Raw genomic sequence first — 21,032 nt, 5'->3', positions numbered from 1 at the left:
GTGAATATGTGTTGAAATATAATTACCAATTTTAGGTTTATTTCGGGGTCTGTACATTTTTTTTCGGTTCATCACCAAAAGCCGGGGGTGATATATAGATAGATATACACTCCACTCCGAGTGGACGCTTTCCGCGGGCGAGAGCGAGCCTCCTCGGCAAGCCTGTGGGGGTCTCACTTCCCTCGCTATTCCCGCAGGAGTCGCCACTCTCCGTTCCGTGTATTAAAAATAATTTATTTTCAAAAAAATCAACCCCATGTTATGGTGATGCACCTTTTTTTCTCTATATAATTTGAGAACATAATGATTTTTGATGACAAATTATAATATCAGTAGTTATGTTTATTTAATAATAACGATTATGCATGAATTTGTAGGCTATTGATTGAGGGTATCTTTAGGAAGTACATATTTTATATTTCGTTGTTCAAAATATTATGTATCAATTCAAATTAGGAGAGTAAAAATTAGTAAATAGCGATTAAAAGGAGAAAGAGTTATGGATCATCACACTTTAGTTAGATGGTTAGAAGCAGTGTTAATTATTGTTGCATTACTTGCAATTTGGTTTTCTGCAAGTAATTTCAGTAGTGTGAAGCGTTTTTTAATTGGTCGTCCGATGCGAACGTCAGAGCTTCATGCGCATCATAACAAATTATTTTGGTTAATTGCGCTGCCTATCCTTTCAGCGGATTTGTATTCATCTGTTGCGTATGGACCTGAATCAGGAATGACAGAGCTGGCAGGACTTGGTCCTGATGCGAAATGGTTGATTATGCCGATTACCATTTCGACTATCGTTCTTTTGGCAATTTTGATTGTGTCGTATATTATGGGGATTTTGGCCTATCCAAACGGCGGGGGAGCGTATGCCATTGCGAAAGATAACTTCAAGCAGCGCTGGGTTTCTCTTGTTGCCTCTAGTTCTTTGCTTGTTGATTATGTATTGACCGTAGCGGTATCCGTATCTGCAGCGATAGAAGCGATTTCTTCTGCGTATCCTGTAGTCGCTCCATATGAAACGATTTTGGCGATTTTATGCGTTGTTATCTTAGTACTTATAAACTTGCGCGGGATAGCAGAGTCAGCTCGCGTATTTGCTTGGCCGACATTCGGGTTTATGATTTGTATGTTAATTTTAATTTTCACAGGATTTTTTGATGAACTTCGTCACGGGTTTGTTCAACCGAGTACACCGAGTTTTGGAACAGTTCCAGAAGGCTTAACAACTTTATTAATTTTGAAGGCGTTCAGTTCAGCTTGTTCAGCACTTACAGGAATTGAGACAATTTCAAATGCAGTTCCTATTTTTAGAGAACCGCAGCAAAAAAACGCAATTAGAACGTACATTGCTTTAGGTTCGATTACAGCTGTGACACTTTTAGGATTTTCGTATCATTTGTATGTGAAAGGAATTACGCCAGATCCGCACAACACAATGTTGTCACAGTTAACTGGTATGTATTTTGGACATGGAATTTTATATCAAGTGATTATATGGTTTACGTTTATTGTGTTAATTTTAGCGGCAAACTCCACATTTACGGGATTTTCTCAGCTTGCTGCGATTGTAGCGGCAGACGGATATTTGCCTCGAAGTTTAACAAATCGTGGAGACCGTTTAGGATATTCGAATGGAATTATTGCGTTAGCATCGTTGGCATGTATTTTGATTATATCGTTTCATGCGCATACGAATGCGTTAATTCCACTATACGCGATCGGTGTGTTCCTTTCGTTTACAGTAGCGCAAATTGGTTTAATGCGCCGCTGGAAACGAGTAAAAGGATCGCATTGGAAAATTAAGTTTACGATTAATACAGTTGGTGCTGTAATTACATCAATCGTTGCCGTTATTTTTGCTGTTACGAAGTTTACAGGCGGCGCTTGGGTTGTATTAGTTGTCTTGCCTATTATTATTTTCATCTCAATGTCCATTCACAAGCATTATGAAGATGTTGCAAAAGAATTGCGCATCGATATGCAAATGGTACGTCCAGAAGCAAGCGATGTAGTCACGCTCGTTTTAGTGTCAGGTGTTCACCGTGTTGTGAACAACACGATATCCTTTGCGAAGAGTGTAGATGTTGATCCGATTGCTGTATACGTTGGTTTCGATGAGGAATCTATAAATAAAATGGAGAAAAAGTGGAAAGACTGGGGAACTCCTTGTAGACTAGTCGTTCTACGCAGTAAATATCGTTCTATTCTTGAACCGCTGAATCGTCTTATTAAAACAATAGAGGCGAAACAAAAAGGTGGAGGACATATCCATATTATTATTCCGCAGTTCATTCCGCACAAATGGTGGCACAATGCATTGCATAACCAAAGTGCACTTCTGTTACGCATGTGGTTTATGCGTAATAAAGATATTGTCATTACAACGGTTCCGTATCATTTGCATAAATGATATCGTTTCATTATATACGGCCTACATCGCGTAACGATGTAGGCCGTATATTGTATGTCAGTCATTGCGACATAAGAAGTAATTGCTTCCAAAACGAAGATATCGTATAATAAACAGTGCGCGATAGGATAAAAAGAAGTCCTTTTGCAGTAGAATGATCATGCGCCCATAGCTCAGTCGGATAGAGCGGTGGTTTCCGGTACCACGTCTGCCGGGGGTTCGAATCCCTCTGGGCGCGTCAAAAAGTCCTAACTTACATTTGTAGGTTAGGACTTTTTTTGTAGTGATAGTATGTAAGTGAAATTTATGTTATTATATCTAAAATTAGTAGTTGCTATTAGTATTTGGTATATATTTTTTAAAAATGTGGTGTTATTTTCTTTCAATATTATTCATTTTTCGGTTGTAAGATGCAAATTTCATTAATACATATAAGTTAACAATATTTTGGAATGGGTATCTGTGCAGGATTCTCCTTTTTATAAACTTATTGTACAATAGAAGTGAGGGGGAGATTAGGTTGAAAGCAAGTCTTTTACAAGAACAAAGTTTACGTTTGGCAATGACGCAAGAGTTAAGACAAGCGATTACAATGCTCCAGTACAATGTGCAGGAATTAACGGAGTTTTTGTATGAGCAATCGCTGGAAAATCCCCTTATCGAGCTAGGTGGCTTTGACAGGGAAAAGAAAAAGAGTAAAACAATGAGTAAACAAACTGAGAATCAAATGGAAATCTATAGTGTGGATTCCACAACGATTCAACAGCATTTAGTAAATCAATTACAGTATTATAAAATAGATGAAGAGCAAAGAAAAATTGCCTCATTTATTATTTTAAATGTGGATGAGAACGGGTATTTACAAGAAACGAATGAGGAATTAGCGTCGCTATTATCGGTATGTATAGAGAAAGTAAATAGCTGCATGGAGCTTGTTCAATCATTAGAGCCGGCAGGGGTAGGAGCGAGAAATATTCAAGAATGCCTATCCATCCAATTAAAGCGCTTACAAAAAAGAAACACTTTAGCGAAAATGATTGTAGATGAATATTTTGCGTATTTCGTAAAGAAAGATTGGCGCAAGTTAGCAAATGTATTGAAGTGTAGTACGGAAGAATTACAAGAAGCCGTTCATGTGATTACATCGCTGCAGCCGAAACCAGGTTTGGCGTTTTCTTCGGAGAAGCCGCTGTACATTGTTCCAGATATGGCGGTGAAAAAAGAAGGGGATCTCTTGGTGATTCAGATGAATGAACGTAATATGCCGAGAATTGAAATTCATTCAGAATATAGTGAGCTCCTTCATAATAGTGAAAGTGACGTCGCTTCTTATGTTTCGGAAAAATATCAGCATGTACAATGGATTATGCGTAGTTTAAAACAAAGAAAGCAAACGCTTTTAAATGTAATGGAAGTAATTATTGAAAAGCAGCGCGACTTTTTTATGAACGGTCCGCAATATTTAAAGCCGCTTGCGTTAAAAGAGGTGGCTGAAATATTAGGTGTCCATGAGTCAACGATTAGCCGAGCAACGCGCAATAAATATGTGCAAACACCGTATGGTTTATTTGAAATGAAGTCGTTCTTTAGTAATGCGGTAGCAACAACAGAAGACGCGGCCATTTCAACGAAAAGAGTGAAGCAGCTCATCGGGGAGTTTGTAGAGAAAGAAAATAAGAAAAAACCACTTTCAGATCAAAAGATTTCAAAAATGTTAGAAGAAGAACATGAAATTGTTGTTTCACGCAGAACAGTAGCGAAATATCGCGAGCAGTTAAATATCCCAGCTTCTTCTCTGCGAAAATCGATTGTATAGGTGATGGATATGGAGGTTATTCTATACACAAAAGAAGAATGTGGTCTTTGTCAAAAGGCGAAAAAACTTCTGCGAGAGTTGCAAGATGAATACGTATTTGATTTGAAGGAAATAAATATTTATGAGGATGAACAGCTGTTAGAGAAGTACCATCTTATGATCCCTGTCGTTGAAATTGAAGGGGAAGAGGTAGAATATGGGGTTATTCACAAAGATGTCATAATAAACAGCATAATTCATGCGATAAGAGTTGAATAACTTTGGATCTCCTGTTACAATAATAAATGTAGCAGGGATATTTTTTTACTCCATGCGGGACACAATATGTCACTACGGGACATATGGTGACCATATAGAGAATGAACCAATGTAGTGAGGAGATATAATATGATGCGCTCATGGATTCAGTACACAAAAAAATTATTACCTGATCTGCTACCTGTTATGCAAAAGAGAATGCAAATTCTTCAGTACATCCGGTTAACACAACCTATTGGTAGAAGAAATTTATCTGCAAGTCTTGGTATGACAGAACGAGTATTACGAAGTGAAGTACAGGTTTTGAAAGATGAGAACTTGATTCACGTCGCCTCTTCTGGAATGACATTAACAGAAGAAGGAACAGCTGTTGTTCTTGCTTTGGAAGACTTTATGAAAGAAATTTCTGGTTTGAAGGTTTTGGAAAAGCAGCTTAAGGAAACATTAGACTTGGATGAAGTTTTCGTTGTCCCTGGTGATAGCGATGAATCACCTTGGGTCAAGCTGGAGATGGGCCGCGCTTGTGTTTCTTGTATAAAAGATCGTCTAACAGCGAATAATATCGTTGCTGTGACTGGAGGAACCACGATAGCTGCCGTAGCTGATATGATGCAAATTGATTGCAGGGATCTACATATGTTATTTGTCCCAGCACGCGGTGGAATAGGAGAGAGTGTGGAGCTAGAAGCAAACACGATTTGTGCGAAAATGGCACAAAATACGATGAGTAATTATCGCTTATTGTATGTTCCTGACCACGTAAGCAGCGAGGCATACGTATCCATTGTGACAGAACCTTCTGTGAAAGAAATTCTTGAGTTGATTCGATCTTCCAATATTGTCATTCACGGAATCGGTGATGCCTTAACAATGGCGCGTAGAAGAAGTACTTTAGAAGCAGATTGGATGAAAATTAAAGAGAACAAAGCAGTCGGTGAAGCTTTTGGATACTACTTCAACGAACTAGGTGAAGTCGTTCATAAAGTACAGACAGTTGGCATGCAGCTTGAAGATTTAGGGCATGTAACTCATGTCGTGTCAGTTGCTGGAGGTTCATCAAAAGCAAAAGCAATTCAAGCAGTAATTAAACAAGGGCACACTTCATTATTGATTACAGACGAAGGTGCAGCAAAAGAGTTAGTAAAGGGTAAATAACCCTTAATATACATCCCCCAAGGAGGAAATTCAAATGACTAAAATTGGTATTAATGGATTTGGCCGTATCGGGCGTGTGGTATTCCGCGCAGCTCTTAACAACCCTAACGTGGAAGTAGTAGCAATTAACGACTTAACAGATGCAAAAACATTAGCACACCTTTTAAAATATGATTCTGTTCACGGAACAGTAAATGCAGAAGTATCTGCAAACGGCGACAGCATTATCGTTAACGGTAAAGAAATCAAAGTTATCGCTGAGCGCGACCCAGCTCAATTACCATGGAGCGACTATGGCGTAGAAGTAGTAGTAGAATCTACTGGCCGTTTCACTAAAAAAGCAGACGCTGAGAAACACTTAGGTGGAACAGTTAAAAAAGTTATCATCTCTGCACCAGCTTCTGATGAAGATATCACAATCGTTATGGGTGTTAACCATGAGCAATATGATGCAGCTAACCATAACGTAATCTCTAACGCGTCTTGTACTACAAACTGCTTAGCTCCATTTGCTAAAGTATTAAACGAAAAATTTGGCATGAAACGCGGTATGATGACAACAATTCACTCTTACACTAACGATCAACAAATCTTAGACTTACCACATAAAGATTTACGTCGTGCACGTGCAGCAGCAATGAGCATGATCCCAACTACAACTGGTGCAGCGAAAGCAGTAGCATTAGTATTACCAGAACTTAAAGGTAAATTAAACGGTGGTGCAGTTCGTGTTCCAACTGCTAACGTATCTCTTGTTGACTTAGTTGTTGAGCTTGAGAAAGAAGTAACAGTTGAAGAAGTAAACGCAGCATTCAAAGCAGCAGCTGAAGGCGAATTAAAAGGTATCCTTGGATACAGCGAAGAGCCATTAGTATCTATCGACTATAACGGATGCACAAGCTCTTCTACAATTGATGCATTATCTACAATGATTATGGAAGGCAACATGCTTAAAGTTCTTTCTTGGTACGACAACGAAACTGGTTACTCTAACCGCGTAGTTGACTTAGTAGACTACATCGCTTCTAAAGGTCTTTAATTCTTAAGTTTATCAGTTATCAATGACAAAACGAGGGAGAGGGTTTGTTCCCTCTCTCTTCTTTCGTTTTATAAGCAAATGTGATAAGCTTTTGAATGGGTTTTGTCAATCCTAACTACTAGTCGGAGGGAAATCCAATGAATAAAAAATCAATTCGTGACGTAGATTTAAAGGGTAAACGAGTATTTTGCCGCGTTGACTTCAACGTACCAATGAAAGAAGGAAAAATTACAGACGAGACTCGTATTCGTGCAGCTCTTCCTACAATTCAATATTTAGTAGAGCAAGGTGCGAAAGTGATTTTAGCAAGCCATTTAGGTCGTCCAAAAGGACAAGTGGTAGAAGAAATGCGTCTTACTCCAGTAGCTGCACGTTTAGGTGAGCTTCTTGGTAAAGACGTGAAAAAAGCGGACGAAGCATTCGGACCTGCTGTACAAGAAATGGTTGCAGCAATGAATGAAGGCGATGTATTAGTTCTTGAAAACGTACGTTTCTATGCGGGCGAAGAAAAGAACGATGCTGAACTTGCGAAAGAATTTGCAGCTCTTGCTGATATCTTCGTAAATGATGCATTCGGTGCAGCTCATCGTGCTCACGCTTCTACTGCAGGTATTGCAGATTACTTACCAGCAGTATCAGGTTTCTTAATGGAAAAAGAATTAGATGTATTAGGTAAAGCACTTTCTAATCCAGATCGTCCATTTACAGCAATCATCGGTGGTGCGAAAGTAAAAGATAAAATCGGTGTAATACGTCATCTACTTGATAAAGTTGATAACTTAATCATTGGCGGCGGACTTGCTTATACATTTGTAAAAGCATTAGGTCATGAAATTGGAAAATCTCTATGTGAAGATGACAAAATTGAACTAGCAAAAGAGTTTATCCAACTTGCAAAAGAAAAAGGTGTAAACTTCTACATGCCAGTTGATTGCGTGATTGCAGATGAGTTTTCTGAAACTGCAAACCGACAAGTTGTAGATATCGATTCTATTCCTGCTGATTGGCAAAGTTTAGATATTGGACCGAAAACAAGTGCAATTTATGCAGATGTAATTAAAAGCTCTAAGCTTGTTGTATGGAACGGACCAATGGGCGTATTCGAAATGGCTCCATATGCAGAAGGTACAAAAGCAGTAGGACAAGCATTAGCAGATGCAGAAGGTACATACTCTGTTATCGGCGGTGGTGACTCTGCAGCAGCTGTTGAAAAATTCGGTATGGCTGATAAAATGAGCCACATTTCTACTGGCGGCGGTGCGTCATTAGAATTTATGGAAGGTAAAGAACTTCCTGGTGTAGTTTGTCTTAACGACAAATAATTAGCAGCTAAGAAAAAGGACGGTGCAAAGCATGCGTAAACCAATTATCGCAGGTAACTGGAAAATGAATAAAACTCTATCTGAAGCAGTTAGCTTCGTAGAGGAAGTAAAAGGTCAAATCCCAGCAGCTACAGCTGTTGATGCGGTTGTTTGCTCGCCAGCTCTTTTCTTAGAGCGTCTTGTAGCAGCAGCAGAGGGAACTGACTTACAAGTAGGTGCACAAAACATGCACTTCGAAAAAAATGGTGCATTCACTGGCGAAATTAGCCCAGTAGCACTTAGCGACTTGAAAGTGAGCTACGTAGTACTTGGCCACTCTGAACGTCGTGAAATGTTTGCTGAAACAGACGAAACAGTAAACAAAAAGACTCTTGCAGCATTTGAACATGGTTTAACACCAATCGTTTGCTGTGGTGAAACGTTAGAAGAGCGCGAAAGCGGAAAAACATTTGATCTTGTAGCAGATCAAGTGAAAAAAGCACTTGTCGGCTTAACAGAAGAGCAAGTAAAAGTAACTGTTATCGCATATGAGCCAATTTGGGCGATCGGTACAGGTAAATCTTCTTCTGCACAAGATGCAAACGAAGTATGTGCGCACATCCGTAAAGTTGTTGCTGAAGCTGTTTCTCCGGCAGCTGCAGAAGCAGTTCGTATTCAATACGGCGGCAGCGTAAAACCTGAAAACATTAAAGAATACATGGCACAATCTGATATCGATGGTGCTTTAGTTGGCGGTGCAAGCTTAGAGCCTGCTTCCTTCTTAGGTCTTTTGGAGGCGGTAAAATGAGAAAGCCAACAGCTTTAATCATTCTTGACGGTTTCGGTTTACGTGAAGAAACATACGGGAATGCTGTAGCGCAAGCTAAGAAACCTAATTTCGACGGTTACTGGAACAAGTTCCCTCGCACAACGCTTACAGCGTGCGGTGAAGCGGTAGGTCTTCCAGTAGGTCAAATGGGTAACTCTGAGGTAGGTCACTTAAATATTGGTGCCGGCCGCGTTGTATATCAAAGCCTAACACGTGTGAACGTTGCAATTCGTGAAGGTGAGTTCGATCAGAACGAAACGTTCCAAAGTGCAATGAAACACGTAAAGGAAAATGGTACAGCTCTTCATTTATTCGGTTTACTTTCTGATGGCGGTGTGCATAGTCACATTGATCATATGTTTGCTCTTCTTCGCCTAGCTGCAAAAGAAGGCGTGGAGAAAGTATATCTCCATGCATTCTTAGATGGCCGCGATGTTGGTCCGCAAACAGCAAAAGGTTATATCGATGCAACAAATGAAGTAATGAAAGAAACAGGAGTAGGACAGTTCGCGACAATCTCCGGTCGTTACTACTCCATGGACCGTGACAAGCGTTGGGATCGCGTTGAAAAATGTTACCGTGCCATGGTGAATGGCGAAGGCCCTACTTACAAAACAGCATATGAGTGTGTGGATGACTCCTATGCAAATGGTATCTATGATGAATTCGTATTGCCGTCTGTAATGGTAAATGAAGATGAAACGCCAATTGCAACAATCAATGATGATGATGCAATCATTTTCTACAATTTCCGTCCGGACCGTGCAATTCAAATTGCTCGTGTATTTACAAACGAAGACTTCCGTGAGTTCGATCGTGGTGAAAAAGTACCTCACATTCCAGAATTCGTTTGTATGACACACTTTAGCGAAACGGTAAAAGGTTACGTAGCATTCAAGCCAATGAACTTGGATAATACGTTAGGTGAAGTTGTTTCACAAGCGGGATTAAAACAACTTCGCATTGCGGAAACTGAAAAGTATCCGCACGTTACATTCTTCTTTAGCGGTGGTCGTGAGGCTGAATTCCCAGGAGAAGAACGTATCTTAATTAACTCACCAAAAGTCGCAACATACGACTTAAAACCAGAAATGAGCATTTATGAAGTAACTGATGCTCTTGTAAATGAAATTGAGAATGATAAACATGATGTGATCATTCTAAACTTTGCAAACTGTGATATGGTTGGCCATTCTGGGATGATGGAACCAACAATTAAAGCAGTAGAAGCAACTGACGAATGTTTAGGAAAAGTTGTAGAAGCAATTCTTGCGAAAGATGGTGTAGCACTTATTACTGCTGACCATGGTAATGCTGACGAGGAGTTAACTCCAGAAGGCACACCGATGACAGCCCATACAACAAACCCGGTTCCTTTCATCGTTACAAAAGAAGGCGTGGAGCTTCGTGAAGGCGGTGTTTTGGGAGATATCGCACCAACAATGCTTACACTTCTTGGCGTTGAACAGCCAAAAGAAATGACAGGTAAAACAATTATTAAATAATTATTTATATAAAAGGAGAGAAATAATATGCCAGCAATTTTAGATGTTTATGCTCGTGAAGTTTTAGACTCTCGTGGTAACCCAACTGTAGAAGTAGAAGTATACACAGAAAGCGGTTCATTCGGACGCGCATTAGTACCAAGTGGTGCATCTACTGGTGAATACGAAGCAGTAGAATTACGTGACGGTGACAAATCTCGTTACCTTGGAAAAGGTGTTCTTAACGCAGTAAATAACGTAAACGAAATTATCGCTCCAGAAATCGTTGGTTTCGATGTAACTGACCAAGCTGGAATCGACCGTGCTATGATCGAATTAGACGGCACTCCAAACAAAGGTAAATTAGGCGCTAACGCTATTCTTGGTGTATCTATGGCAGTAGCTCATGCAGCAGCTGACTATGTAGGTCTTCCATTATACCGTTACCTTGGTGGATTCAATGCAAAACAATTACCAACTCCAATGATGAACATCATCAACGGTGGTTCTCACGCTGACAACAACGTAGACTTCCAAGAGTTCATGATCTTACCAGTTGGTGCGCCAACGTTCAAAGAAGCAATCCGTATGGGTGCTGAGGTATTCCATGCATTAAAAGCTGTATTACATGACAAAGGTCTTAACACAGCAGTAGGTGACGAAGGTGGATTCGCTCCAAACCTTGGTTCTAACCGTGAAGCATTAGAAGTAATCATTGAAGCAATCGAAAAAGCTGGTTACAAAGCTGGCGAGAACGTATTCTTAGGAATGGACGTTGCTTCTTCTGAGTTCTACAACAAAGAAACTGGTAAATATGATCTTACAGGTGAAGGTCGTAGCATGACTTCTGCAGAAATGGTTGATTTCTACGAAGATCTTTGCAACAACTTCCCAATCATCTCTATTGAAGATGGTTTAGACGAAAACGACTGGGATGGCCATAAGTTATTAACTGACCGCCTTGGTAAAAAAGTTCAATTAGTTGGTGACGACTTATTCGTAACGAACACACAAAAACTTGCTGAGGGTATCGAAAAAGGTATCTCTAACTCAATCTTAATTAAAGTTAACCAAATCGGTACTTTAACTGAGACTTTTGAAGCAATCGAAATGGCTAAACGTGCTGGTTACACAGCAGTTGTATCTCATCGTTCTGGTGAAACTGAAGATGCTACAATCGCTGACATCGCAGTTGCAACTAACGCTGGCCAAATCAAAACTGGTTCTATGAGCCGTACTGACCGTATTGCGAAGTACAACCAATTATTACGCATCGAAGACGAACTAGGCGAAATCGCTGTTTACGATGGTTTAAAATCTTTCTACAACCTAAAAAAATAATTGTATAATGTAAAAACCGGGCGTGATTTCTCACGGCCGGTTTTATTTTTTTGTTAAAAAGTCTGAAAATATAAACTTTATATAGTAATATGTAAATTGAATTGCTCATTTCGTTTACAAATACAGTAAAAATAAGAATGAAAGCGCATACCATATTGTGTTTTATTTGTCAATCAGATAAATTGCAGGTTTTTACAATTTGTACTATGATAAATGTAGAAAATGTCAAGAATCGCATAATGAAGGATGATAGACAGATGAAATTTACAAAAATTATTGTCCAAGTAGCAGCACTTTACGTGTTCAATATGATTGGAACGTGGATAGAAGGAGCACTTCATCTTCCGATTCCAGGAAGTTTAATAGGGATGTTTTTGTTACTAATATTGCTTGGTTTGAAAGTCCTTCCGGTGAAATGGTTTGAATTAGGAGCGGAAACATTAGTTGCTCTTATGCCATTTTTACTAATCCCTCCAACCATTGGTTTAATGAATTATGGTTCTTTTTTTATGAATAAAGGTATTTCGCTGTTCATTACTGTTGTCGCGAGTACGTTTTTGATTATCATTGTAGCAGGGCATACAGGACAATATTTGGCGAATAGAAAGGAAAAAGAGACACAATGAGCATAGTAATTGGAATTGGTTGGGTTATGTTAACAGCGTTATTGTATCAACTAGCAAAGAAGATTTACAAGTGGTTTCCAACACCGTTTACCATTCCCATGCTTGTCGCAACAGCTTTGATGATTATCTTGTTGGTCGTATGTGATATACCATATCAACAATACATGCAAAGCGGCGGGGGCTGGATTTCGAAATTGCTTGGACCCGGTGTAGTAGCGTTTGCGATCCCTCTTTATAAACAACGCGGCGTTTTGAAGAAGTATGTTGTACCAATTGCTGGCGGTGTATTGGTAGGAACAATCGTTGCCATTGCAAGTGATATGATGATTGCAACTGTTATGGGAACGGATAAAAGTTTAATTTTATCTTCCTTACCGAAGTCAGTAACGATGCCAGTAGCTATGAGTGTGTCAGAAGAAGTTGGTGGTGTACCATCGTTAACGGCTGCTTTCGTAGTAGTTGCCGGGATATCTGGAACAATTTCTGGTCCTCTTTTATTAAAATGGAGCAGAGTGACAAATTCAGTTGGAAGAGGAATAGGATTTGGCTGTGCATCGCATATTATGGGCGTTATGCGTGCGATGAAAAACAATGAACACGAGGGCGTAATCGGATCGGTAACGATGACATTAACAGCAATCTTAACATGTTTACTAGGCCCGTTATTTGCAGCGGTTTTTATTTAATCTGGTGAAGTATTAGGCGGATGAGACGCTCTCGCTTTTCCAATTATTTTATGTTACATTTAAAGTAATTGAAACTTTAGGAGGCATGTAAAGTGCATACGTTTTTATCAGTTTTACTTATTATTGTATCGCTGTTATTAATTGTACTTGTATTAATGCAATCTAGTAAGAGTGCTGGTTTATCCGGTGCAATTTCTGGCGGCGCGGAGCAATTATTCGGCAAGCAAAAAGCACGCGGAGTAGAAGCTGTATTAAACCGCATTACAATTGTACTTGCTGTATTATTCTTCGTGTTAACATTTGCTGTTACGTATTTACAAGTATAATGAAAAAAGATTCACCTTTTTGGGTTGAATCTTTTTTTATTTCTCCGGAGGAAATTTCTAATTAGATTATGGAAAAGAAACTATGTTACACTAGGAATAGACAATATATGAGGATTACATTATAGAAAGAGAAGGAGAAACAGAAATGAAACTAGCATCCCCAAAACCATTTACATTTGAAGCGGGAGAACGTGCAGTTTTACTATTACATGGTTTTACAGGGAATTCTGCTGATGTTCGTATGATTGGACGTTATTTAGAGACAAAAGGCTACACATGTCATGCCCCGATTTATAAAGGCCATGGTGTACCACCAGAGCAGCTCGTACACACGGGTCCAGAAGACTGGTGGAAAGATGTAATGGAAGCATATCAACATTTAAAAGATAAAGGGTATGAAAAGATTGCAGCTGTTGGCTTATCGCTTGGTGGTGTCTTTTCACTAAAACTTGCTTATACAATGCCGATTATCGGGGTGGTACCAATGTGTGCCCCAATGTACATTAAAAGCGAAGAAACAATGTACCAAGGTATACTAGCGTACGCGCGCGAATATAAAAAGCGTGAGCGTAAATCACCAGAGAAGATTGAAGAAGAGATGTTTGCGTTTAAACAAACACCGATGGACACATTAAGAGCACTGCAAGATTTAATTCGCGATGTGCGCAATAACATTGATATGATTTATGCACCAACATTTGTTGTGCAAGCGCGCCATGACGAAATGATTAATACAGATAGCGCAAATATTATTTATAATGGAGTAGAATCAAATGTAAAAGAAATTAAGTGGTACGAGGATTCTACACATGTAATTACGCTTGATAAGCAGCGTGATGAGCTGCATGAAGATGTATATAACTTCTTGGAGCAACTAGACTGGTAAGATCTAGTTGCCTCTTTTTTACCTATATACATACAAGTTGAAAAGTCGATAGAAAACCCCTTTTCTTTTAAGGGTTGGCGAGAGGAACTGGCCATGCGTAGAAGCGGTCAGTGTCTGTTCTGTTTTCGTAGCAGTGATTTATAGGTGAAAAACCAAAATGGATTTATATAAGACAACATCATTTATATATGGTTATCTTTTCGGATACAATATAAAATACGAGGATTTAGAAGGAGGTTTTTGTACTTGGAGGAAATGATTCAAGCAAATATCGATAAATTGTTATCGTTTATGAAAGAAGAAGCATATAAACCGCTTACTGTGCAAGAGTTAGAAGAAGCGTTTGGTATTGAAGATGCAGCGGATTTTAAAGAATTTGTGAAAGCACTTGTCATTATGGAGGAAAAAGGACTTGTTGTGCGGACAAGAAGTAATCGCTATGGTCTTCCAGAGAAAATGAATTTAGTGCGCGGCAAACTCATTGGACATGCCCGCGGCTTTGCGTTTGTTGTACCAGAAGAAAAAGGGACAGATGATATTTTCATACCGCCAACAGAATTAAAAGGCGCACTGCACGGTGATATAGTATTAGCGCGTATTAGTTCAGAGTCAAGCGGTTCGCGCAAGGAAGGGACAATTGTTCGTATTATAGAGCGCGGAACAAAAGAATTAGTTGGTACATATACGGAATCGAAAAACTTTGGCTTTGTGATTCCTGATAATAAACGCTGGACGAGTGATATTTTCGTTCCAAAAAATGCTTCTATGGGTGCGGTAGAAGGGCATAAAGTTGTTGTTAAAATTACAAGCTATCCGCAAGATCGTTTAAGTGCAGAAGGAGAAGTTATTCAAATTCTTGGTCATAAAAACGACCCGGGCGTTGATATTTTATCTGTTATTCATAAGCATAACTTACCCCTTGCGTTCCCGGCAGATGCAATGGAGCATGCGAACAGTGTACCAGAAACAATTGATGAGAATGATTTACAAGGGCGCCGTGATTTACGAGATCAAACAATTGTTACAATCGATGGTGCGGATGCGAAAGACTTAGATGATGCGGTTACAGTGACGAAGCTTGAGAACGGCAATTACAAGCTTGGTGTACATATTGCGGATGTAAGTCATTACGTGACAGAAGGCTCAGCAATTGACAGCGAAGCAGCTGAGCGCGGAACGAGTATTTATCTTGTAGACCGCGTAATCCCGATGATTCCGCATCGTTTATCTAACGGCATTTGTTCATTAAATCCAAAGGTAGACCGCTTAACTTTATCTTGTGAAATGGAAATTAATGAGCAAGGGGAAGTAGTGAAGCATGAAATTTTCCAAAGTGTGATTAAAACAGCGGAGCGTATGACGTACTCTGATGTGAAGCGCATTTTGGATGATGAAGATGAAGATGAAGAATTAATGGCGCGTTATGAGCCATTAGTCCCAATGTTCCAAGAGATGGGGAAACTAGCTGCTATTTTACGTGAAAAGCGTATGCGCCGCGGAGCCATTGACTTTGACTTTAAAGAAGCGAAAGTATTAGTGGATGAAGAAGGCAAGCCAACAGACGTTGTATTGCGTGAGCGTTCTGTTGCTGAAAAGCTTATTGAAGAATTTATGCTAGTAGCAAACGAAACAGTTGCAGAGCATTTCCACTGGATGAACGTACCGTTTATGTACCGCGTTCACGAAGATCCGAAAGAGGATAAATTAGAGCGTTTCTTTGAGTTTATTACAAACTTTGGGTATGCAGTAAAAGGCCGCGGGAACGAAGTACATCCGCGTGCGCTGCAACAAATTATAGAGATGGTACAAGGTCAACCAGAAGAGGTTGTTATTTCAACAGTTATGCTTCGTTCCATGAAGCAAGCACGCTACGATGCGGATAGTTTAGGGCACTTCGGTTTATCGACAGAGTTTTATACACATTTCACATCACCAATTCGTCGCTATCCAGATTTAATTGTGCACAGATTAATTCGCACGTATTTAATTAACGGAAAAGTGGACAATGAAACACAAGCAAAATGGCGTGAAAACTTACCGGATATTGCGGAGCATTCTTCTAATATGGAGCGCCGCGCTGTTGAAGCAGAGCGTGAAACAGATGAACTGAAAAAAGCTGAGTACATGCTTGATAAAATTGGTGAAGAATACGACGGAATCATTAGTTCTGTAACAAACTTCGGTTTATTCGTAGAACTTCCAAATACAATTGAAGGCCTTGTTCATGTTAGCTATTTAACAGATGACTACTATCGCTATGATGAACGTCATTTTGCGATGATTGGCGAACGCACAGGTAATGTCTTCCGCATTGGTGATGAAATTACAATTCGCGTAATTAACGTAAACAAAGATGAACGCGCGATTGACTTTGAAATTGTCGGCATGAAAGGCAGTGTGAAACGACAACGAAAAGATCGTCCTATTGTCATTGAACAGCCGAAAGGAAATAGAAAAAAACGCGGCGACCGTGATAATAATCGCGGCGGGCAAGGAAAAGAATCAAACCGCAACGGAAAACGAGACGGCAGCAAAAAGAACAAGCCATTCTTTGAAAATGCACCGAGCTTTAAGAAGAAAAAGAAAAAACGTAAGTAAGAAAGAAGCCATATATGGCTTCTTTCTTCATATTTTGCTACAATAGTACAAATGAAGGGAGGCAAAGATAGAGATGCCAAAAGGTCAAGGAAAAGTCATTGCACAAAATAAAAAAGCATATCATGATTATTTTATTGAAGAAACATATGAAGCAGGTCTTGTCCTTCAAGGAACGGAAATTAAGGCAATTCGCGCAGGTCGTGTAAACTTAAAAGATGCCTTTGCCCGTGTGCAAAATGGTGAAGTATGGGTACATAATATGCACATTAGTCCGTATGAACAAGGAAATCGTTTTAACCATGAGCCGCTTCGTACAAGAAAGCTACTTCTTCATAAAAAAGAAATTTTAAAGCTAATTGGATATACGAAAGAAACAGGTTATACGCTTGTACCGCTTAAAATTTATTTAAAAAATGGATTTGCGAAAATGGCACTTGGTTTAGGTAAAGGTAAAAAACAATACGACAAACGCCATGATTTAAAAGAAAAAGAAGCAAAACGTGAAATTGCACGTGTATTCCGCGATCGTCAAAAAATGTAATACAGAAATTTACAATTGCAAAATGGCGATCGTGTGCTATAATAACAAATGTAAGGTCAGTTGAACATTGAAAAACAGCTCAATAGCAGCTATCACGAATATACTTCGTATGCTCCATTTCTTATATGGGGACGTTACGGATTCGACAGGGGTAGTTCGAGCTTAGGTTGCGAGTCGAGGGGATCGGCCTCGTTAAAACGTCAAAGCCTATAACTGGCAAACAACAAAACAACTTCGCTTTAGCTGCTTAATAACAGCTTTTAGCGGTTCGCCCCTCCATCGCCCATGTGGTAGGATAGCGGACTCACTCTAAGTGGGCTACGCCGGAGTTCGCCGTCTGAGGACAAAGGAAGAGAACAACCAGACTAGCAATTCGGAAGCCTGTCGATAGGCCGAAGAGTTTGCGAAATGCCAATATATCGACTACACTCGTAGAAGCTTAAGTGCCGATACTTTTGGACGTGGGTTCGACTCCCACCGTCTCCACCAATACATATTTGGTGGTTTTTTTATTTTTTGTGTGATTTGAACCATAACTTTGCCGTTTCGGCAAGGTTATGGTTCTTTTTATTTGCAGCAAAGTTATCGTTCCTAAATTTACAAGGAAGAGCTATGGGATAGATTGTATTTTATATGTCTTTTGGGATTGTATATTTTCAATTATTATTGAAATATAAAAATTAAATAATTGATAAAGGAAGAGCTAATGAATAAAGATATCGATATTGAAGAATTTTTAGAATCTGTTTTTAATAGTGAAAGAATATATCCATTACAGAGAAAATTAAACGTTGAGTATGAGGTAGCGTATCAGTTAGATTATATTGTTAATGAAGGTTGCGAAGTAGTATCGATTTTTGAGAATAAAGAAAAAATTTTAATATTATACAGGCAGTTTTATGATGATACTCCAAAAAAAGAAGAACCATTTATAATCCTTAACTTAAAAATAATTACAAAGGAAGGGATTTTAGCTCCTGAACCGTTTTTAAGAGCTGTATTTGATAAAGAATATAACAACATTGATTTAGCAGATATTGATATTAAGAAACCATTTATTAATCAATCCTATGGGAGTATATTATTAGGAAGTCTTATTGATATAGCAAAAAAGATGAATGTGGATAGGATAACAGGGTGGATATCAGAAGTTGATAAGGATCATATACAGAGATTGGTCCATTTTTATAAGAAACATGGATTTGAAGTGATTTTGAAAGAAGACATAAATCACTCTAAAAAAATAGGTGATGTGATATGGATTAATAAAGAATCACTAAAGTGAAGATGTTATCCCTTCACAGTTATCTAAGGAGAAATTGCGTATATTAAAAAATTTAAAAGAGAAAAAGCTGATTTTTTATAAGTTGAGGGAAATTAGCTTTTTCTTTTTTACTTGTTTGGAACGATTAAACTGAAGGATAAAGGTGTAATTTTTAAAAAATTAAATCGTGTTTTTCGAAGATATAAACATGCTCCCATTATGTATAAAGAGTTTTGTGATTGAAATTTTTATTAGATTGTTAGTACACAAGGTGTAATATTGTTTTAATTCATACTTATTTTACCAGGTTTTCTTCGGAATAAAAGATTTTCTCGAAAATTGTCAAAAAAATGTACGTTTATAGTAATTATAATTTAAAAGTTATTAAAATAGTATTGCCTTTATTTTCTCCTTTTTTTACATTGGTTTTGTAAGATTTAAAATTTTGGCGAGGTGAATGTATGAAAAAGGAGAAAAGAAAAAGGCGATGGTACAGGTATGTAATCCAGCTCATCGTAATGGCGTTAATCGTCTCTTCTATTCCGATGGAGACAATTGCGGAATCGATGAACAAGGACAAACCAGCGCAGGAAAACAAAGTTCCTTCTGCTGAACAAACAAAGAAACCGAATGAGCAGAAGCAAACATCAGACGGAAAACCTACGGAAGTAGTAGAAGAACGAACCGAACACGAAAAAGTATTTGATAATAAGAATGGAACGTTTACAAAGAAAGTTTACACAGAGCCCATACATATAAAGAAAGATGGGAAGTTAGAAGAGATTCAACCAGAGCTTGTCGCAAAATCCCCACAAACAATTGCGACAAAAACAACAAAGTTAAAACCGACATTTCAAAAAAGGTTAGAACAGAAAGAATACGCGGCCTTTGAAGTAGATGGTCACAAAGTTACTTATAAATTAATAGGGGCAAAGGGTGAGAAGGAACAACTCCAACCATCTCCAGTTGCAGCTACGTATGAAAAAAATGAGATTTGGTATAAAAATATTTTTCCAAAGATCGATTTGCGTACGATTACGTTTAATGACAAAGTAAAAGAAGATATTGTTCTGAATGAATATACAGGACATCATATCTTTACCTTCCAATTACAGACCACATTGACACCGAAGTTAGAAGAAGACGGTTCTATTTTGATGGTAGATGATAAACAAAAGACTGTGTTTACACTGCCAAAGCCGTTTATGACAGATTCTAATATACATCCTGAATCGAATGAAGCACCGATTTCAGAAGATGTAAAGTATACGTTAGAGAAACAAGAAAACAACACGTACAATGTAACTATTACCGCAGATCCGAAGTGGCTACAAGCTCCTGAGCGGAAATATCCGGTTTATATTGACCCTTCTATTACGATGGGAAGTTTCCAAGAAGCTTATGTATCGAGTGCACATCCAAAGAACAATTATTCCAGATGGGTACTCTGGGATGAAGGACAGAAAGCACATACGTTGAAAGTAGGCTCTTTTGATAATAGTACTGGTTATAATTTTGCCTATACAAAGCCCGAACTTTCTAGCTTGAACGGCGCAATTGTGCATGATGCAAAATTTTATGCTTATGCAGCGTGGCATTATTACGGAAATAATCCAAATGAAGTTTGGTTAGACGAAGTAAAAGGTGACTGGGATTATATTACGATGAACTGGGAAACGAAACCGTGGTCCCAAGAAATCGCAGTTGCGAATGTTGGCCGACATCAATGGGCAGAATTTAATGTTACAAATACAGTAAAAGCGTGGGTAAGCGGCGAGAGACCGAACTATGGATTTAAGCTGCATCCGAACGGGCGAGGACAAACGCATTGGAAGAAATTTATTGCGGCTTATAACGGAGGAGATACAGCACCGCATTTAGAAATTACGTATTCCTATCCAAAGCCGAATAAACCACGGTTATCAGCTTATTCAAATGGCATTGCAAGCGGAACAGGACATATTAATGTGAACTGGGATGCAATACCGGGTGCAACTGGGTATCGAGTAGGGATTTTTGACGGAACAGATTATAATTATTACCACGTTGGAAATACGACGTCTTGGTCAACAAAGGATAAGAAAATATGGCCAAATAAAGAGGAAGTAAGCCGCGGGCGAAATGATCTTCATTTCGATGGACTAGGCGGAGAATTGCCAACGAGTCCTTCTCAGTTCTATCAAAATAGTGGTTCTAAAGAACAAGGAAACGATAAACATGCATACAAAGTAAAGGTTGTAGCGGAGTATCCGCATGATGAATTGAGTCCAGAATCAGATGAAGAAAAGGTATTTGTGCCGTTAGAAGCACCAAAGCAGCCGAAATCGCATGCCTTTACGAATTTAACTGGTTCTCAATCGGGATACATTGAACTGAATTGGGATCAAATCCCTGGCGCTACAGGCTATCGCGTTGTTTTTTATAACGGAAAAAATCACGATGTATTTGACGTTGGAAATGTGACGAAGT

17 protein-coding genes, 1 tRNA gene and 1 other RNA gene are annotated in these 21,032 nt (G+C 38.9%); all 19 read left to right on the top strand.

What is annotated here, in order from left to right:
* Positions 1–499 precede the first annotated feature (499 nt).
* Positions 500–2,413: an APC family permease gene (locus tag V7024_RS04125; protein WP_335516049.1), complete on the top strand. Its 1,914-nt coding sequence runs from the start codon at positions 500–502 to the stop codon at positions 2,411–2,413.
* 162 nt (positions 2,414–2,575) lie between these two features.
* Positions 2,576–2,651 (top strand) — tRNA-Arg (locus tag V7024_RS04120).
* A 282-nt stretch (positions 2,652–2,933) separates the two neighbouring features.
* Positions 2,934–4,229 (top strand): RNA polymerase factor sigma-54, encoded by a 1,296-nt coding sequence (gene rpoN, locus V7024_RS04115; protein WP_335516046.1) that lies wholly within the window; start codon positions 2,934–2,936, stop codon positions 4,227–4,229.
* Between the two features lie 9 nt (positions 4,230–4,238).
* The gene (locus V7024_RS04110) at positions 4,239–4,487 is read left to right on the top strand and encodes a glutaredoxin family protein (RefSeq protein WP_335516043.1); all 249 of its coding nucleotides are present in this window, start codon (positions 4,239–4,241) and stop codon (positions 4,485–4,487) included.
* Positions 4,488–4,619: 132 nt separating this feature from the next.
* Positions 4,620–5,642, top strand: a complete 1,023-nt coding sequence (locus V7024_RS04105; RefSeq protein ID WP_335516399.1) for a sugar-binding transcriptional regulator — start codon at positions 4,620–4,622, stop codon at positions 5,640–5,642.
* A 34-nt stretch (positions 5,643–5,676) separates the two neighbouring features.
* A complete protein-coding gene (gene gap, locus V7024_RS04100; RefSeq protein ID WP_335516041.1) occupies positions 5,677–6,681 on the top strand; it encodes a type I glyceraldehyde-3-phosphate dehydrogenase in 1,005 nt (334 codons plus the stop codon).
* Positions 6,682–6,818: 137 nt separating this feature from the next.
* Positions 6,819–8,003 carry a phosphoglycerate kinase gene (locus tag V7024_RS04095; RefSeq protein WP_335516035.1) on the top strand — a complete coding sequence of 395 codons (1,185 nt, stop codon included), beginning with the start codon at positions 6,819–6,821 and terminating at the stop codon, positions 8,001–8,003.
* A gap of 31 nt (positions 8,004–8,034) precedes the next feature.
* Positions 8,035–8,790 (top strand): triose-phosphate isomerase, encoded by a 756-nt coding sequence (tpiA, locus tag V7024_RS04090; RefSeq protein ID WP_335516031.1) that lies wholly within the window; start codon positions 8,035–8,037, stop codon positions 8,788–8,790.
* Positions 8,787–10,316, top strand: coding sequence for a 2,3-bisphosphoglycerate-independent phosphoglycerate mutase (gene gpmI / locus V7024_RS04085; RefSeq protein WP_335516027.1), 1,530 nt, complete (start codon positions 8,787–8,789; stop codon positions 10,314–10,316). Before tpiA ends, gpmI begins: the two co-directional genes overlap by 4 nt.
* Positions 10,317–10,343: 27 nt before the next feature.
* Complete coding sequence (gene eno, locus V7024_RS04080; RefSeq protein ID WP_090998036.1) at positions 10,344–11,636, top strand: phosphopyruvate hydratase; 1,293 nt, start codon at positions 10,344–10,346, stop codon at positions 11,634–11,636.
* A 257-nt stretch (positions 11,637–11,893) separates the two neighbouring features.
* Entirely contained in the window at positions 11,894–12,262 is a 369-nt protein-coding gene (locus tag V7024_RS04075) for a CidA/LrgA family holin-like protein (protein ID WP_335516023.1), read from the top strand.
* Positions 12,259–12,948, top strand: a complete 690-nt coding sequence (locus V7024_RS04070) for an LrgB family protein (RefSeq protein WP_098918926.1) — start codon at positions 12,259–12,261, stop codon at positions 12,946–12,948. The genes V7024_RS04075 and V7024_RS04070 overlap by 4 nt, the downstream gene beginning before the upstream one ends.
* 92 nt (positions 12,949–13,040) lie before the next feature.
* Positions 13,041–13,274 carry a preprotein translocase subunit SecG gene (gene secG / locus V7024_RS04065; RefSeq protein WP_090915984.1) on the top strand — a complete coding sequence of 78 codons (234 nt, stop codon included), beginning with the start codon at positions 13,041–13,043 and terminating at the stop codon, positions 13,272–13,274.
* A gap of 145 nt (positions 13,275–13,419) precedes the next feature.
* A complete protein-coding gene (locus V7024_RS04060) occupies positions 13,420–14,160 on the top strand; it encodes an alpha/beta hydrolase (protein WP_335516017.1) in 741 nt (246 codons plus the stop codon).
* Positions 14,161–14,415: 255 nt separating this feature from the next.
* Complete coding sequence (rnr, locus tag V7024_RS04055; protein ID WP_438824435.1) at positions 14,416–16,758, top strand: ribonuclease R; 2,343 nt, start codon at positions 14,416–14,418, stop codon at positions 16,756–16,758.
* A gap of 73 nt (positions 16,759–16,831) precedes the next feature.
* A complete protein-coding gene (gene smpB, locus V7024_RS04050; RefSeq protein WP_098918929.1) occupies positions 16,832–17,299 on the top strand; it encodes an SsrA-binding protein SmpB in 468 nt (155 codons plus the stop codon).
* A gap of 127 nt (positions 17,300–17,426) precedes the next feature.
* Positions 17,427–17,788: a transfer-messenger RNA gene (ssrA, locus tag V7024_RS04045) on the top strand.
* A 217-nt stretch (positions 17,789–18,005) separates the two neighbouring features.
* On the top strand, positions 18,006–18,584 hold the full coding sequence (locus tag V7024_RS04040) for a GNAT family N-acetyltransferase (RefSeq protein ID WP_335516009.1): 579 nt from the start codon (positions 18,006–18,008) through the stop codon (positions 18,582–18,584).
* A 440-nt stretch (positions 18,585–19,024) separates the two neighbouring features.
* Positions 19,025–21,032, top strand: a 2,008-nt coding sequence (locus V7024_RS04035; RefSeq protein WP_335516007.1) for a DNRLRE domain-containing protein, incomplete at its 3' end; no start/stop codon positions are given.

It is taken from the genome of Bacillus sp. JJ864 (genome assembly GCF_036963045.1).
Lineage (GTDB): Bacteria > Bacillota > Bacilli > Bacillales > Bacillaceae_G > Bacillus_A > Bacillus_A pseudomycoides_C.
This window is presented reverse-complemented; position numbering and strand designations above follow the sequence as displayed.

What these genes read in the sequence shown, in the direction of transcription:
- V7024_RS04125 (WP_335516049.1), top strand. Translation starts at nt 500, where the DNA reads ATGGATCATCACACTTTAGTTAGATGGTTAGAAGCAGTGTTAATTATT.
- V7024_RS04110 (WP_335516043.1), top strand. Translation starts at nt 4,239, where the DNA reads ATGGAGGTTATTCTATACACAAAAGAAGAATGTGGTCTTTGTCAAAAG.
- V7024_RS04105 (WP_335516399.1), top strand. Translation starts at nt 4,620, where the DNA reads ATGCGCTCATGGATTCAGTACACAAAAAAATTATTACCTGATCTGCTA.
- gap (WP_335516041.1), top strand. Translation starts at nt 5,677, where the DNA reads ATGACTAAAATTGGTATTAATGGATTTGGCCGTATCGGGCGTGTGGTA.
- V7024_RS04095 (WP_335516035.1), top strand. Translation starts at nt 6,819, where the DNA reads ATGAATAAAAAATCAATTCGTGACGTAGATTTAAAGGGTAAACGAGTA.
- tpiA (WP_335516031.1), top strand. Translation starts at nt 8,035, where the DNA reads ATGCGTAAACCAATTATCGCAGGTAACTGGAAAATGAATAAAACTCTA.
- gpmI (WP_335516027.1), top strand. Translation starts at nt 8,787, where the DNA reads ATGAGAAAGCCAACAGCTTTAATCATTCTTGACGGTTTCGGTTTACGT.
- eno (WP_090998036.1), top strand. Translation starts at nt 10,344, where the DNA reads ATGCCAGCAATTTTAGATGTTTATGCTCGTGAAGTTTTAGACTCTCGT.
- V7024_RS04075 (WP_335516023.1), top strand. Translation starts at nt 11,894, where the DNA reads ATGAAATTTACAAAAATTATTGTCCAAGTAGCAGCACTTTACGTGTTC.
- V7024_RS04070 (WP_098918926.1), top strand. Translation starts at nt 12,259, where the DNA reads ATGAGCATAGTAATTGGAATTGGTTGGGTTATGTTAACAGCGTTATTG.
- V7024_RS04060 (WP_335516017.1), top strand. Translation starts at nt 13,420, where the DNA reads ATGAAACTAGCATCCCCAAAACCATTTACATTTGAAGCGGGAGAACGT.
- rnr (WP_438824435.1), top strand. Translation starts at nt 14,416, where the DNA reads ATGATTCAAGCAAATATCGATAAATTGTTATCGTTTATGAAAGAAGAA.
- smpB (WP_098918929.1), top strand. Translation starts at nt 16,832, where the DNA reads ATGCCAAAAGGTCAAGGAAAAGTCATTGCACAAAATAAAAAAGCATAT.
- V7024_RS04040 (WP_335516009.1), top strand. Translation starts at nt 18,006, where the DNA reads ATGAATAAAGATATCGATATTGAAGAATTTTTAGAATCTGTTTTTAAT.